At 75.1% G+C, this 14,484-nt stretch carries 12 protein-coding genes; 3 read left to right on the top strand and 9 right to left on the bottom strand.

Annotated elements, in window-relative coordinates; translation table 11 throughout:
• The first annotated feature begins 47 nt into the window (after nt 1–47).
• Nucleotides 48–1,271 (top strand): DUF8462 domain-containing protein, encoded by a 1,224-nt coding sequence (locus AC07VC_RS12260; RefSeq protein WP_494675104.1) that lies wholly within the window; start codon nt 48–50, stop codon nt 1,269–1,271.
• Here AC07VC_RS12260 and AC07VC_RS12255 read toward each other — a convergent pair.
• The gene (locus AC07VC_RS12255; protein ID WP_494675103.1) at nt 1,234–1,878 is read right to left on the bottom strand and encodes a 4'-phosphopantetheinyl transferase family protein; all 645 of its coding nucleotides are present in this window, start codon (nt 1,876–1,878) and stop codon (nt 1,234–1,236) included. The two genes, AC07VC_RS12260 and AC07VC_RS12255, sit on opposite strands and share 38 nt — an antisense overlap.
• A 128-nt stretch (nt 1,879–2,006) precedes the next feature.
• On the opposite strand from AC07VC_RS12255, the gene AC07VC_RS12250 reads away from it, so the two are divergent.
• A complete protein-coding gene (locus AC07VC_RS12250; protein WP_494675102.1) occupies nt 2,007–2,873 on the top strand; it encodes a hypothetical protein in 867 nt (288 codons plus the stop codon).
• A 39-nt stretch (nt 2,874–2,912) separates the two neighbouring features.
• Here AC07VC_RS12250 and AC07VC_RS12245 read toward each other — a convergent pair whose 3' ends face one another.
• From AC07VC_RS12245 to AC07VC_RS12215, 7 genes are all read right to left on the bottom strand, one after another.
• Nucleotides 2,913–4,142: a glycerate kinase family protein gene (locus AC07VC_RS12245; RefSeq protein ID WP_494675101.1), complete on the bottom strand. Its 1,230-nt coding sequence runs from the start codon at nt 4,140–4,142 to the stop codon at nt 2,913–2,915.
• A 72-nt stretch (nt 4,143–4,214) separates the two neighbouring features.
• Nucleotides 4,215–5,747 (bottom strand): SLC13 family permease, encoded by a 1,533-nt coding sequence (locus AC07VC_RS12240; protein ID WP_494675100.1) that lies wholly within the window; start codon nt 5,745–5,747, stop codon nt 4,215–4,217.
• Nucleotides 5,744–6,409, bottom strand: coding sequence for a response regulator transcription factor (locus AC07VC_RS12235; RefSeq protein ID WP_494675099.1), 666 nt, complete (start codon nt 6,407–6,409; stop codon nt 5,744–5,746). Before AC07VC_RS12235 ends, AC07VC_RS12240 begins: the two co-directional genes overlap by 4 nt.
• On the bottom strand, nt 6,406–7,971 hold the full coding sequence (locus tag AC07VC_RS12230; RefSeq protein WP_317229949.1) for a sensor histidine kinase: 1,566 nt from the start codon (nt 7,969–7,971) through the stop codon (nt 6,406–6,408). Before AC07VC_RS12230 ends, AC07VC_RS12235 begins: the two co-directional genes overlap by 4 nt.
• Nucleotides 7,972–7,975: 4 nt before the next feature.
• Nucleotides 7,976–8,350: a hypothetical protein gene (locus AC07VC_RS12225; RefSeq protein WP_494675098.1), complete on the bottom strand. Its 375-nt coding sequence runs from the start codon at nt 8,348–8,350 to the stop codon at nt 7,976–7,978.
• Between the two features lie 92 nt (nt 8,351–8,442).
• Entirely contained in the window at nt 8,443–8,904 is a 462-nt protein-coding gene (locus tag AC07VC_RS12220) for a GNAT family N-acetyltransferase (RefSeq protein WP_494675097.1), read from the bottom strand.
• Nucleotides 8,905–12,540, bottom strand: a complete 3,636-nt coding sequence (locus tag AC07VC_RS12215; RefSeq protein WP_494675096.1) for a proline dehydrogenase family protein — start codon at nt 12,538–12,540, stop codon at nt 8,905–8,907. It lies immediately after the preceding gene.
• A gap of 172 nt (nt 12,541–12,712) precedes the next feature.
• On the opposite strand from AC07VC_RS12215, the gene AC07VC_RS12210 reads away from it, so the two are divergent.
• Nucleotides 12,713–13,615 (top strand): LysR substrate-binding domain-containing protein, encoded by a 903-nt coding sequence (locus tag AC07VC_RS12210; protein ID WP_494675095.1) that lies wholly within the window; start codon nt 12,713–12,715, stop codon nt 13,613–13,615.
• 71 nt (nt 13,616–13,686) lie between these two features.
• Here the strand turns inward: AC07VC_RS12210 and AC07VC_RS12205 are convergent, their stop codons facing one another.
• Nucleotides 13,687–14,460, bottom strand: a complete 774-nt coding sequence (locus AC07VC_RS12205) for a copper resistance CopC family protein (RefSeq protein WP_494675094.1) — start codon at nt 14,458–14,460, stop codon at nt 13,687–13,689.
• Nucleotides 14,461–14,484: the final 24 nt, after the last annotated feature.

Here is a 14,484-nt window from a genome sequence, read left to right as displayed (position 1 = left end):
TCGCGCGAAGGACCCCAGTGCTCCCATCGCTCTTATACTTGGGATCCATGTATAACGACGGTGAGCGACACCCGAGCCTCTCGCTCAGCCCGTACACCCCGGGATCCGTGCCGACGAGCCTGCCCGGCAGGGCGGAGAGGCTGCAGCAGTTCCGCGAGGCGGCCCAGAGGGTGAGCGCGGATGGGCAGTTCGTCCCTCGTGTCCACGTCGATCACGGCCCGCGCGGCATCGGCAAGACGTCCCTGCTGCGGGAAGCCCAGCGCATCCTCGGCGGCTACCGGATCCGGACCGTGCTGATCACCGCCGATCCGGCAGAGGACCTCGTGCATTCCCTGCTCAGCGAGCTGAAGCAGGTGGTGGGGAGCGGCACGCGCCTCCGGAGGGCAGCCCTCGAATCCATCGACTCGGCGACGCTCACCGTGGGCGCGCCGGGGATCGCGCATGTGGACGTCACCCTCACCTCGCCCGGGCGGACGCGCACGGCGGCCTCCGCGAAGCAGCTGCAGCTCGCCCTCCGCGCGGCTCTCGCCTCGGTCGTGCACGACGGCGACGCCGGGATCGTCATCCTGATCGACGAGATCCAGGAAGCGGATCCCGAGAGCCTGCGGACCATCGCCTACGCCTGGCAGGAGATGAACCCGCTCCGGCCCTTCGACCCCGACCAGCCCCGGACCGCGCTGTTCGCCGTCGGCCTTCCCGGCGCCCCCACCAGGATCAACAAGGCCGTGACGTTCAGCGAGCGCTTCCGCTTCCAGGCGATGCACGGGTTGTCGGACGCCGGCGCGCGGGAGGCGCTCGAGTCGACGGCAGCGGCGGCAGGCGTCCGGTGGGATCCACCTGCGCTCGACCGGGGAGTCGCGGAGTCGCGCGGCTACCCCTACAAGGTCCAGTTGATCGGGGACGCCTCCTGGCGCGCGGCAGCGCACCGGCTGGATGCCGAGGGACTCGCGCCGGACGACGTCATCACGCTGCCCGACCTCTCGGCGGCGCTTCCCGTCGTGGATGCGGAGATGCGCACGCTCTTCACCGCCAGATGGCGTGGCGCGAGTCCCCGGCAGCAGGACATGCTGGTCGCCATCGCGCGCCTCGGCGGCGAGGACGTGAAGCGGGCGGCCCTGGCCGAGGCACTCGGCACGACCACGCGGGCGATCTCGGTCCCGCGACAGAAGCTCCTGGACAAGGGGCTCGTGGACGCGAACAAGCACGGCCACCTGTCGTTCACCGTCCCCGGCTTCACCGAGTTCGTGATCGATCAGGCCGAGAACGAGTGATCTCGGGATCGTCGACGTGGGCGGGGACCCCTCCGCTGGACAGCTGGACCACCACGACCGAGGTCAGCGCCGACGGACCGGCGTGGTGTCGCGCGACGGCTGCCATGAGGCCCTCGTCGAGAGCCACGTCCACGACGCGGTAGTGCCCGTCGTCGCCGTCGATCCATGCCGAGAGGCCGTCTGCGTCCGCCGCGAAGCGGACGCGCGACGGATCCACGAGCAGTCCACGCCCGTCCGCCTTCAGCACCGCCTCGCTGCGGACCCACCCGGCGAGCATCATCCCGGACGGCACCTCCCGGCCGCGTGGCTCCGCGTCGATCCCGATCGGCCCGTGCCCGCTCACCGCGACGACGACCGCGTCGCCCGCGTGCGCGACGCTCGCGTGCAGGGCGTCGAGCGCGCGGGATCCGCCGAGCACCGGCCGCCCGTGCGGCCCGCCGCAGGTCGCGCAGCGGGCGCGCACGGTGACGTCGGCGGGGTCCCCGCCCACCAGCTCCGCGGCGAGCGCCCGGAGCGCGTCCCGTCCGGCGGCGGTGCGAGCTGCCCGGTCGGCCGTGGCGTCCACGCGCACGGCCGCGACCCGGACCGCGCCGTCCCCGGGCCTCACGACGCTCCGACGCGGGGGGTCCGCGCCGAGGTCCCGTCCATCCGCCCATCGTGACAGGAGGGGGGACGTTCGCGTGATGTCCACCCCGCCGCCTTCCGCCGTGACGCCGACGCGTGCGACAGTCGGGCATGGTCAGGTGGATCCGGAACTCCGTCATCGGTCTCGTGGTGGTCGCCCTGCTCGGCGGGGCGCTCGTCCTCGCCGGCTGGACGGTGTCCGAGACGCACTTCGCGCGACCCGACGCGGGCTTCGACCGGGAGGTGGCGCGGCTGGAGGCGCTTCCCGGCGTGCGCGTGGCCTCCGCCGAGCGCTGGGTGGAGGCGCCCACGTTCGCCGGCGCGCAGGCGCGCGTCGACGTGGAGGTCGCCGCCGACGACCTGCCGGGGGTGCTGGCCGCCACCTGCGACTCCGGGTACCCCGGGCCGGTCGCGTGGTCGCTGGTCGTCGACGCCGGCGCGTCGACCACGGTGATCGTGGATGACGACGTCCCCGCCGCGGGATCCCGCTGCCTCGACGTCGGGTTCGACGTCCCGGGCATCGTGGAGGCGGCCGGCACCCTCGTCCCGGGCGTCGACCTGCAGCCGGTCCTCCGCGAGGACGACAGCCTCGCGCTCGTGGCGGTCGAGCTCGAGGGCGGCGACATCGCCGGGTCCCTCCCGCTCGTCGCCCACGCCGACGACCTGCGCGACGCCGCCGGCCTCACCGCGGACCGGACCGTGCGGATCGAGACCATGACCCTGGGGATCACGATGGGACCGGGCGAGCACGACCGCTGGCAGGCGCTGGTCGACAGGCTCGTCGCCGAGGACGGGGTGACCCAGCTCTCCGCCGACGACGCGGACTCGCAGATGGACGGCGTGGCGAAGGTGCAGGTCGCCGTGCCCGCCGCGGCGCACGACGCCGTCGAGGCGCGGATCCGGGCGTCGGGCCTGAGCGTCGCCGACCTCCCCGTGCGCTTCCTCCCCGACGACGGCCCGGTCGCCGACGCGCGGTAGCCGGGCGGCCGCGGGCGCCGCCCTCCGCGGCGGCGACCGTCAGAGGCGCACGGGGGTGCGCCGCAGGTCCTCGTGGCGCGCGGAGATCGACGCGCCGAGCAGGACCAGCCGCAGCGTCCGCTCGGCGGCGTCCTGGAGGAGGCGCTCGCCCTGGTCGACGGCGTCGCTCAGGGGCATGGGGATGGTCATGATCGACGCGATCGCGTCGATGCCGATGTCGTGCACGGACGGGGCGCCCTCGCCGATCGACCCGGCGATGGCGAGCACGGGCACGCCCGCGCGCTGGGCCCGCGACGCGATCTCGGCCGGCACCTTGCCGCGCGGGGTCTGGTAGTCGATCGCGCCCTCGGCGGTGATGACGAGGTCGGCGCGCGCGATCAGGCCGTCGAGGTCCACGGAGCCGAGGCCGATGCCCAGCAGCGCGTCGAAGCGCGACACCAGGCGCGCACCGATCCCCGCGGCGAGCCCGGCCCCGAGGCCGCCCGAGGCCCCCGTCCCCCCGCCGAGGCGGAGGTCGAGGCCGGCGGCCGGCGGCGCGTCCCGGGCGAGGACGGCGGCCCAGGTCTCGAGCGCGTCGGAGAGCAGCTCGACCTGCTCGGGGGTGGCTCCCTTCTGCGGGCCGAAGACCCGGGCCACCCCGCGGTCCCCGCAGAGGACGTTGTGGATGTTGCAGGCGAGGACGACCTCGGTGGCCGCGAGGCGCGGGTCGAGGCCGGACAGGTCGAGCTCGTGCAGGCGGGCGAGGTGCTGCCCGCCGTCGGGCAGCTCCGCGCCGTCGTCGTCGAGCAGGCGCGCGCCCATCGCCGACAGCGCGCCGGCCCCGCCGTCCGAGGTCCCCGAGTCGCCGCAGCCGACGATGACCGTGGTGGCCCCGTCGTCGAGGGCCGCGAGGATGAGCTCGCCGACGCCCCGCGTGGTCGTCCGTCCCGGGTCGCGGTCGCCGCGCGGCACGAGCCGGAGCCCCGCCGCCGAGGCCATCTCCACCACGGCGGTCGAGCGGGCGCTCCCCCCGAGGCGCGCCCAGTGCGCCTCGACCGGCTGGCCGACGGGGCCGGTGACGCGGGCGGCGACGAGGTCCCCGCCCGTGGTCCGCGCGAGGATCTCGGCGGTGCCCTCCCCGCCGTCGGGGATGGGCACCAGGTCGAGGTGCACGCCGGGGAGCACCCGGCGGACCCCGGCGCCGATGGCGCGGGCGACGGTCTCGGCGTCGAGGCTCTCCTTGAACCCGCTGGGGGCGATGAGGATGCGGTGGGGCACGTTCATGGACATGGGACTACCTCGGGCTCGGTCGGGCGGATGGAGGGACGGGCGGGCGGAGGGACGGGCGCGTGAACGGACGGGTCAGGGGAGGAAGAGCGGCAGCCCCATCAGGGGCCACACCCACCAGGCGAAGGCCGCGATGATCGCGAGCATGACCGGGCCGAGGACCGCCGAGAGCCGCAGGAGCTGCGCCGGCTCGAAGCCCGGGGCGCCCTCGACGGCCGCGAACATCGCGACGGGCTTGGCCGAGCTCGTCAGCGTGTGGCAGAACCCGGCCGCGGCCGTGGAGGCGAAGGCCGCCGCCGCCGGATCGACGCCCACCCCCGGGGCGAGGGCGACCACGATGGGCACGAGCGCCGCGGAGCGGGCCGAGCGGGACTGGATGACCAGGTGGGCCGCGAGCGACACGGCGATCACGGCGATCACGAACACCGGGCCCGCCGCGCCGCCGAGCGCCCCGAGGGGCGCGAACGCGCCCTGGGCCAGCCACTCGGCGGCGCCGGTGGAGGTCAGCGCGGTGCCGAGCGTCAGGGTCGCGGCGAGGAACAGGAGCAGCGTCCACGGCACCGCCTTCAGCGCCTTCCCGAGCGACGTCGAGCCGTAGCGGGGCGACGTGGCGACGAGGGCGCCGAGGAGCGCGACGACGGCCGGGTGGAGGCCGTGCAGCGGCTCCGTGCACCAGAGCACGATGACGGCGCCCAGCAGGAGCGCGGCCCGGGACTCGACCGCGGTGAGCGCGCCGGAGACGGGCGTGGGAGCGTGCGCCTGCAGGTCGGCGATGCCGATCGCGAGGTGCCGCCGCCGGTCGTCCGCGTCGGTGAACAGGAGCAGCACGATCTCGCACGCCACGTGGGAGCTGACGAGCGCGACGGGCAGCCCGAGCAGCATCCAGCGGACGAAGTCGAACCCCGTGCCCGTGGCCGTCTCCACGATCTGGCTCGTGATCAGGTGCGCCCCGGCGCCGAGGAGCGACGCCGCCGCGGACAGCAGGATGACCGTCGGGAACAGCAGCGACAGGGCGACGACGACCCTGCCGCGGTCGGCGAGCACGCGGGCGAGGGCGAGGAACACGGGGAGCGCGAGGGCGGCGCGGCCGGACGTCGCCGGCACGGCGAAGGTCGTCACGACGAGCGCCGCGGTCACGAGGTGGAACAGCTGCCGCGGCGTCCGCGCCCCCACGATCACGCTCGCGGCCCCGCGGAGCGCCAGCCCGGACGAGGTGACGCCGGAGGCGATGACGAAGGCCGCGAGCAGGAGCCAGACCGTCTCGTCGCCGAGGGACTGGAACAGCTCGTCGGTGTCGATGACGCCCATCACGACGAGGGCGGTGGCGGCTCCCAGGGCGACGTACGTGTCGTCGACGGGCGTGAAGATCCAGAACCAGACGGCGAGCACGAAGACGACCAGGGCGGCCGCCGCCGCGCCGTCGAGCCCCGCCCCGGGTCGGGACACCGTGGAGGCGAGCAGCACGACGACGACGATGCCCGCGACCGCGCCGAGGATGCGGGGCGTCCGCCGCGCCGTGAAGAGGCGGCGGAGGTCGCGGCCGTCCGCCGGATCGCCCGCGGGCGGGTCCGGCGGCGGCGGCGTGGTGGCGTACCGGACGCCGCTCATCGGAGCCGGTATCCCGCGCCGCGGACGGTCTCGACGCGGGCCGCGCCGATCTTGGCGCGCAGGGCGCGCACGTAGGCGTCGACCACGTTCGAGGCGGGATCGAAGTCCGGCCCCCAGATGCTGCCGATGATCTGGTCGCGCGACAGCACCTGCCCGGGGTGCCGGAGGAACAGCTCCAGCAGCGCGAGCTCGCGCGGGGTGAGGTCGTGGGCGTGCGGTCCGATCTGCACGCGCCGGCCGCGGACGTCCACCACCATGCCGTCGTGGACGAGCGCGGCCTCCGGCGTGAGCCGCTCGAAGTCGTCGAGCCGGAGCCGGACGCGCGCGAGCAGCTCCGCGAACTGGAACGGCTTCGACATGTAGTCGCTCGCCCCGCCCTCGAGGCCGCTGACGGTGTCGACGACGGAGTCCCGGGCCGTGAGGACGATCACGGGCACGTCCACGGCCTCGCCGCGCAGCTGGAACAGGACGGTGAAGCCGTCCATCACGGGCAGGCCGATGTCGAGCACGACGAGGTCGAACCGCCCGGTCCGCGCCATGAGCAGCGCGGTCTCGCCGTCGGCGACCACGGTGGTGTCGTAGCCCGCGCCGCGGAGACCCCGGCCGATGAACGTCGCGATGTTCCGGTCGTCCTCGGCGATCAGCACGTTCCTCGCCCTCACGGCGCCGCCCCGTCCTCGGGCGCGACCTCGTCGTCCGCCGCGCCGACCGCGACCGGCGCGGGCACGGTGATGCCGAACGTCGCCCCGTCCCCCGGCGTGCTGGTGAGCCAGGCGGATCCGCGGTGCGCGTCGGCGATGGCCCGCACGATGGCGAGCCCGAGCCCCGCGCCATCGCGCCGCCCGGTGCCGTTGCCGTGGTGCGGGGCCGCGTCGTTGGCGCTGCCGTGGTGGAACCGCTCGAAGATGCGGCCGGCCTCGTGCTCCTCGACGCCGGGACCGTCGTCCGCGACCCAGAACACCACCACGCGGTCCGCTGCCCGGCCCTCGTACCGCGAGCCGAGCCGGATGGTCGATCCCGTCGCGGTGTACTGCACGGCGTTGGCGGCGAGCTGGAGGACGGCCTGCGTCACGCGCTGCTCGTCCACCCGGACGGTGCCCTCCGCGATCTCCATGAGCCGCCAGCGCCGGTCGCCGAGGGCCTGCGCCTTCGTCTCGATGTCGAGGGTGAGCGACGTGGCGTCCACCTCCTGGACCTTGACGAAGTTGGGCTGCTCGGCGCGCGCGAGCATGAGGAGGTCCGACACGATCCGCCCCATGCGGGCGAGCTCCGTGTCGACGAGCCGCAGCGTCTCGGCGCGCCGCTCGGGCTCGCTCTCGAGCAGCTCCAGGTGCCCGCGGACGACCGTGATCGGCGTGCGGAGCTCGTGGCTGGCGTCGTCGACGAACTTCTGCTGCGTGGTCGACGCCCGCTCGAGCCGGTCGAGCATCGCGTTGAAGGTCTCCGCGACGGCGGAGATGTCGTCGCGTCCGCTGACGGGCACGCGCCCGGTCAGGTCGTGCTCGGTGATGTCCTTGGCGACCTGGTGCACCTGCCGGATGGGAGCCAGGATCTGCCCGGCGACGAGCCACGCGATGACCGAGCTGAGCAGCAGGCCGCCCAGGGCGACCCAGGCGATGGTGACGATGGCGTCGTCGACCCCGTCCCGTTCCTGCTCGGTGAACTGCGCGATGACGAGCGCGCCGGTCTCGTCCCCGACGACGAACTCCGCGCGGCCCCACCGGACCGGTCCGTCCTCGGTGTCGGGGAGGGATCCGGACCGCTGCCGCGGGTCCAGCATGTCCTCCAGCAGGTCGTCCGAGTCGGCGAGGTCGGGGGTCGATCCGCGGTCCGGCGTCTGGGTGCCGACGACCTCCGCGCCGATGACCCCGGCCATCGACTCCCCGGTGCCGGGCGACTGCCGCGCGAGGTAGGTGGCCAGCAGCCGCTCGGCGGAGCCGAACGGGCGCGTGGTCGTCGGGTCGACGCCCTCCGTCGCGAACCGCGCGAACTCGTCGAACTCCTGGGCGATCTCGGCGTTGGCGTCCTGCTCGACCTGGGTGAGGAAGATGCTGCGGGCGGTCACGGAGACGGCGATGAGCGCCATCATCGTGGTCAGCAGGATCCAGCCGGTGATGCGCCACCGTGCGGGGATCGACGACCCCCGCTGCACGGACGCGCCCGGGGGCACCGGGGCGGCGGGCGCGGCGGCGGCCGTCGCGGGGCGGGGCACGGGGCCGGTCACGGGGCTAGTCGTCGGTGTCGCTGCCGGTGTCGTCGTCATCATCGCCTCCCCCGTCGTCGTCGCCGCCGTCGTCGGCGGGCGGAGCAGGAGCGGGGACGGGAGCGGGCGCGGGCGCGGGCGCGGGAGCGCCGCCCGACGTGGCCTCGCCGGCCGGGGCCTCCACCGCCGGCGGCACGCTCGTCGGATCGGCGGACGTCGGGGCGGGCGTCGGCTCCACCGCGGTCGCGGGGTCCTCGGGCAGGGTCGCGGGGACCCGGATGGGCTCCTCGGGGACCACGGGATCACCCGGCGCGGTGGTCAGCGCCTGGCTCCCGAGGGCCAGGAGGACGGGGACGGCCAGCAGACCCGCGAGGACGGCGTACTTCTTCGTCAGGGCCACGATCCGAGCATGTCGGAGCCGCATGAAGGGAACATGAAGGACGGCGCCCGGCGGCGGCGCCGACCGCGGCGGGCGCCGGATCCAGCCCCGGATCAGCCGAGCTCGCGCACCAGCCGCTCGTCCGTCTCGGTCGCCTGCCGGGTGCGGCCGGAGTCGTCCACGTACTCGTAGGCGCTCGTCGTCAGCTCGCCCGTGCCGCGGTAGCCCAGGCGCTCGTATAGGGCCCGGGCGCGCGGGTTGTCCGACGCGACCCCGACCGCGAGGCGGCCCGGCGCGACGCGCGCCTCGGCGGCGCGGATGATCGCCGTGCCCACTCCCCGCCCGCGGGCCGTCGGATCCACGTGCAGGTTCCGCAGCTCGGGATCCGTCCCACGGAGGTCGAGCTGGCCGACGCCGAGGTGCCGGTCGCCGTCCCAGGCGACGAGCAGCACGGAGTCCCCCGTCTCCTGCAGCTCCCACATCGCCCGCGCGAAGCCGCGGCCGGGCGGCTCCGCGCCCTCGAGCCGCGCCACCTCGGACGCCGCGAGCGCGCGGACCTCGACCCCCGTCGGCACCTAGATGACAGCCTCGCTCCAGTCGTTCGGGTTGCCGAAGCGGTGCGCGGTGATGCTGATGGCCTGCTCGCGCAGGAAGGTCAGCATCTCGACGCGCCCGGCCGCGGTGACCTCGTCGGCGAAGACGGCCACGTCGGGCGTCCCGCGGAGGGCGTCCGACAGCGACCGCGCCTCGACGAGCCGCGAGTCGCGGGCGGCGACGAGGCGCACGCGCTCCGTCGCGATGCCGGAGGAGGAGACGCGGGCGAGCCACGCGTCGTCGGTCTCGATGGTCACGTGCACGCTCGGCAGGTCGTCGAGCACCTGGCCGAGGCCGGCGGGCAGGATCCCCGGCACCGACACGTGCATCTCCGCGCGCGCCAGCCGCCCCGCCGCGAGCACCCGCAGGAGCTCCGCGAGCGAGCCCGACTCGGTGAGCCGCACCGTGACGGGCAGCGGCCGGTAGCGGAACAGGTTCCGCTCCACGCCGAGGGCGCTCGGGTCCTTCACCTGCCCGAACTCCTCGTGCCACGCGACCGCGTCGCTGAGCGCCGACCGGCGGACCAGGTCGAAGTCCTCGTACCGGATCGCGGGCTGCGCCGACTCGATGAGCTCCGTGACCCGCGGCGACAGGCCGCGCAGGTGCAGGGAGCTCGAGTGCCGGCCCGCGTCGGACACCCAGGAGCCGAGGCCCATGAGGTAGTTCGGGCCGCCCGCCTTCGTGCCGGATCCGACCGAGGAGCGCTTCCAGCCGCCGAACGGCTGGCGCTGCACGATGGCGCCCGTGATCCCGCGGTTGACGTACAGGTTCCCCGCCTCGACGGTCTCGAGCCACTGCTCGAGCTCCCGCGCGTCGAGGCTGTGCAGGCCCGCGGTGAGGCCGTACGGGATGGCGTTCTGGAAGCGGATCGCCTCCGCGAGGCTCCGCGCGCGCATGACGCCGAGCACGGGCCCGAAGAACTCGGTGAGGTGGAAGTACGACCCCGGCTGCACGCGGTCCCGGACGCCCGGGGACCACAGCCGGCCGCTCTCGTCCATCTGCTCGGGCTCGACGAGCCACCTCTCGCCCACGCCGAGCTGGGTGAGCGCGTGCTTGAGCTTGCCCGCGGCCGGCTCGATGATCGGCCCCATCTGCGTGGTCGGGTCCGACGGGTACCCCACGCGCAGCGACGAGACGGCGTCGGTCAGCTGCGTGAGGAACCGGCGGGACCTGCCGACCGAACCCACGAGGATCACGAGGCTCGCCGCCGAGCACTTCTGGCCGGCGTGGCCGAACGCGCTCTTCACGACGTCGGCCGCGGCCAGGTCGAGGTCGGCGCTGGGCGTGACGATGATGGCGTTCTTGCCGCTGGTCTCGGCGAGGAGCGGGAGGTCGCTCCGCCACGAGCGGAAGACCTCGGCGGTCTCGTAGCCGCCCGTGAGGATCACGCGGTCGACGGCCGGGTGCGCGACGAGGTGCTCGCCGTACTCGGCCTCGCCCGCGTCCACCAGCGCGAGGAGCTCGCGCGGCACGCCGGCCTCGCGGAGCGCCTCGACGAGCACGGCGCCGGAGCGGCGGGCCTGCCCGGCGGGCTTCAGGACCACGCCGCTGCCGGCCGCGAGGGCCGCGAGCACGCTGCCCGCGGGGATGGCGACGGGGAAGTTCCACGGCGGCGCGACCACGGTGACGCGCGACGGCACGAAGCGGGCGCCCTGCACCCGGTCGAGGTCGCGGGCGCGCTCGGCGTAGTAGTGGGCGAAGTCCACGGCCTCGCTGACCTCGGGATCGGCCTCGGCGATGGTCTTGCCGGTCTCCGACGCCATGACCTCGATGAGGCGCGCGCGGTTCCGCTCGAGGGCGACGCCCACGCGGTGCAGCAGCGCCGCGCGCTGCTCGCCCGGGCGGGCGCCCCACGCGGCGGCGGCCGTGCGCACGCCGTCGATGACGTCGTCCAGCTGGTCGGTCGAGCCGATGCGCGCGGCGTCGATGGTCGCGACGCCGAGCTGCGAGGCGGCCACGCGCGACAGGATCTCCCGGCCCCAGGCGCGGTTCGTCGGCAGGGCCGGATCCGTGTCGGGCGCGTTGCGGAACGGCGTCGGGGAGGCGTCGGGGTCCCCCAGCGCCTCGGGCGTCAGCAGGGAGCCGCGCGTGAGGCCCTGCACCACGTTGGTCAGCTGCGGGTCGACCTCGTCCTCGGGCTCCTCCGGCGTCTCGGGCGCCGCGAGCGGGTCCACGTCGTCGAGCTCGGGCGGGAAGCGCCGGTCCTGCGTGCGGTTCGGCGCCGGGATCGCGTCGTCGACGCCCGCGAGCGACGCGCGGAACCGCGACTCCTCACGCGCGAACAGCTCGGCCGACGTGCTCAGCTCGAACACCGCCGACATGAAGTTCTCCTGGCTGGCGTTCTCCTCCAGGCGGCGGATGAGGTACGAGATGGCCACGTCGAACTCGGTGGGGTGCACGACGGGCGTATAGAGGAGGAGCCCGCCGACGGTGCGCTTCACGGCCTCGGCCTGGCCGGTCGCCATGCCGAGCAGCATCTCGAACTCGATCCGGTCGGTCACGCCCCGCTCCTCGGCGAGGAGCCACGCGTAGGCGACGTCGAACAGGTTGTGACCGGCGACGCCGACCTTCACGGCGTCGGCCGCGGCGGGCTGGAGCGCGTGCTCGAGCATCCGCTTGTAGTGCGTGTCGGTCTGCTCCTTGGTGGCCCAGGTGGCGACCGGCCAGTCGTGCATGGCGCCGTCCACGTGCTCCATGGCGAGGTTGGCGCCCTTGACGATGCGGACCTTGACGGGCGCGCCGCCCGCCGCGCGCCGCGCCGTAGCCCACGTCGTGAGGCGCTGGAGCCCCGCGAGCGCGTCGGGCAGGTACGCCTGCAGCACGATGCCCGCCTCGAGGTCCTTCAGCTGCGGCTGGTCGAGCACGCGCGTGAACACCTCGATGGTGAGGTCGAGGTCCTTGTACTCCTCCATGTCGAGGTTGATGAACTTCGGCGCCGCGGCCTCCGCCGCCAGCTCGTACAGCGGGGTCAGCCGCTCGACGACCTTGTCGACGGCCTCGTCGAACGCCCACATCGACAGCTGCGACACGACCGACGACACCTTGATGGACACGTAGTCCACGTCGTCGCGGGCGAGGAGCTCCCGAGTGCCGGCCAGGCGGCGGGCCGCCTCCTGCTCGCCCAGCACGGCCTCGCCGAGGAGGTTCAGGTTGAGGCGGGATCCGCCGGCGCGCAGCTTCTCGATCGCCGGGCCGAGCTTGTCGCTCGTCGCGTCGACGATGAGGTGGCCGACCATCTCGCGGAGCACGCGGCGCGCGACGGGCACGACCACCTGCGGGAGGACGGGCCCGAGGATCCCGCCCGCGCGGATCGCGCCCTGCATGTACCAGGGGAGAAAGCCGGGGGTCTTCCCGGTGAGCGCGGCGAGGCTGTTGCCGGCGACGGGCAGGTCCTCCGGGCGGACGACCCGGTCGACGAAGCCGATGGTGAAGTCGAGCCCGTGCTCGTCCTTGAGGACGCCCGCGAGCCGCTCCGCCGACGGGTCGGCGGGGTGCGTGGCGGCCTCGGCGAGCCACGTGCGCACGAGGGCGACGGCCCGGTCGGCGAGGTCGTCGCGGTCCGGGGCGATCACGGGGACGGCGGAGGTCCCGGGGGCGGATGCGGTCTCGGCGGTCATGCGGGCCTCTTCGTCTCGTCTCGTGCGGGGCCGACCTCGTCGGCGGTCGCGCTGCACGCGCGCCCTCCCAGTGTGCGACCATGCTCCCATCGGATGCGCTGAACGTTTCCGATGATCATCGTGCGGCCCTGCCGATGATTCCACGCATCGGCCGGAACCGCGGGAGGCGCACGTGCTCGAGATGCGGCGCCTGCGCCTCCTCCGCGAGCTGAAGCTCCGCGGGACCATCGGCGCGGTCGCCGACGCGCTCTCCTTCAGCCCCTCGTCGGTGTCGCAGCAGCTGTCGCAGCTGGAGAGCGAGGCGGGGGTCACGCTCCTGCGGCGGGTCGGCCGCCGGGTGGTGCTCACGCCCCAGGCGGAGATCCTCGTGGAGCACACGACCGCGCTCCTCGAGCGGCTGGAGCGCGCCGAGACCGAGGTCAACGCGTCGCTCGCGAACGTCTCCGGCACCATCCGCATGGCCGCGTTCCAGTCGGCGCTCCTCGCGCTAGTGCCGCCCGCGCTCACGATCCTGCGTGACGACTACCCCGACCTGCGGGTCGAGATCACGATGCGGGAGCCCGAGTCGGGCCTCCACGACGTGTGGGCGCGCGATCACGACCTCGTCATCGCCGAGCAGTACCCGGCGCACGCGGCGCCCCGGCCCGCCGACCTCGACCGCGAGGAGCTGTGCGTGGATCCGCTCCGCCTCGGCCTCCCGCCCGGCCGCGACGACATCCGCTCGGTCTCGGACGCCCGGCGCCTGCCCTGGGTGATGGAGCCCGCGGGGACGGCGTCGCGCCACTTCGCGGAGCAGGTGTGCCGGGTCGCGGGCTTCGAGCCGGACGTGCGCTTCGTGACGGCCGACCTGCAGGCCCACATCGACCTCGTGCGCGCGGGTCACGCGGCGTCGGTGCTCCCGGACCTCGTCTGGGCCGGGCGCGAGCCCGACGTGCGGCTCGTCGGCCTGCCCGGCTCGCCGCGCCGGACGGTGTTCACCTCGTCGCGCGTCGGGAGCCTCGACCGGCCCGGGATCCGCGCGTGCCGCGACGCCCTCGCCCGCGCCGTGGAGGTCATGGGCCACGGCGCGGGCTGAGGACGCCCCCCCCCCTGCGGCCGGGCGGCGCGCGGTCGGGACGCGCGGGTGGGCGGTCGGGCGGCACGTCGTCAGGCGGCGGGCGGCCCGTCGCCGGCCGGGCCGGTGCCGGGTCCCGCGCCGTCGGCGGGCCGGCGCCGACCGGTGACGACGATCAGGACGACGGCGGCTGCGGCGAGCACCACGATCCCGAAGCCCACGCCCACGATCACGCCGAGGTAGGGCGCGACGCCCGCCTCCTGCGCGGCCGCGGTGCCCGCATCCGCCGCGGACGGATCCGCGGCGTCCTCGGCGGAGCCCGCCTCCGGCGCGGACGACGAGGCACCGGATCCGGCCGCCCCGTCCTCCGCCGCCCCGCAGCCCGGCCCGCTGTCGGTCCCCGCGGAGGCGACCGCCCCCGCCGGCGCCCGGTACGTGAACGCGATGGAGTCGGAGACGGGGTGCCCGTCCGCGGAGACCACGCGCCACGTGACCCGGTACTCGCCGGATCCGCCGAGCGCGACGGGCACGGAGACCACGCGCCCGGCGTTCACGGCGCACCCGGTCTCGAATCGGGTGCCGGCGCCGTCGGGGCCGGTCACCTGCACGACGGAGGAGCCGCCCGAGGCGGGGGCCGAGCCGTCGGATGCGTCCGCACCGGCGCCGAGGTCGAGGATCACGTCGCTGAAGGTCAGCGCGACCTCCGTCGGCGGCACGTCCACGGTCGAGCCGGCGGCGGGCGAGCTCGACACCAGGTAGTCGTGCGCCGAGGCCGGCGGCGCGCCGTCCGGTCCGGTCCCCTGCGCGAGCCCCGCGACCGCCAGCGCGGCCGTCGCGAGAGCGGCGCCGGCGACGGCGGCTGCCACCCGGCGGAGCGCGCCGTGCCGGGG

Source organism: Clavibacter sp. GW821-FHT01D01, assembly GCF_059422605.1.
Note: the sequence above shows the minus strand (reverse complement) of the source record. Positions and strands in the feature narration are given on the sequence as shown.